This is a genomic window from Erwinia sp. B116 (assembly GCF_002865965.1).
Taxonomy (GTDB): Bacteria; Pseudomonadota; Gammaproteobacteria; order Enterobacterales; family Enterobacteriaceae; genus Erwinia.
In genome coordinates this window covers 1-540 of record NZ_JRZZ01000123.1, presented here as the reverse complement: position 1 = coordinate 540, position 540 = coordinate 1, and the positions used below count along the sequence as shown (strand labels likewise).

At 47.6% G+C, this 540-nt stretch carries 2 tRNA genes; both read right to left on the bottom strand.

Features of this window, described 5'->3' with window-relative positions:
* Positions 1-133 precede the first annotated feature (133 nt).
* Positions 134-209, bottom strand: a tRNA-Ala gene (locus NV64_RS22885).
* A 160-nt stretch (positions 210-369) separates the two neighbouring features.
* Positions 370-446, bottom strand: a tRNA-Ile gene (locus tag NV64_RS22880).
* Positions 447-540 lie beyond the last annotated feature (94 nt).

Genomic DNA, 540 nt, shown 5'->3' with positions numbered 1-540 from the left:
ACTTCATTCTTATTACGGAGAATGAAAACGATACGTCGTTTCAATTTTCAGCTTGTTCCGGATTTTTAAAGAGCGTAATACTTCGCAGCATACTGTTAACCAGTACACTCTGAAGTATTGAAAACAGACAATATGGTGGAGCTAAGCGGGATCGAACCGCTGACCTCCTGCGTGCAAGGCAGGCGCTCTCCCAGCTGAGCTATAGCCCCATACAGTCGTGCAGTAAACCTTTCCAGTACCAACTCCGAAGAGTTATTTTCATCTTCCTTCCGGAAAGTGAAAATGTAATTTTTACTCAGGCAAGGCGTGAGGTCGCGAAGCATAGTGAACTATGCGAGCCGGCCGAACAACGCAGCATGAGTGAAAATTTGGTAGGCCTGAGTGGACTTGAACCACCGACCTCACCCTTATCAGGGGTGCGCTCTAACCACCTGAGCTACAAGCCTGTCGAGGTGTTTTCTGCTCGTTACTTTTTCATCAGACAATCTGTGTGAGCACTACGCGGGAATGTATCTTGAGGTAAGGAGGTGATCCAACCGC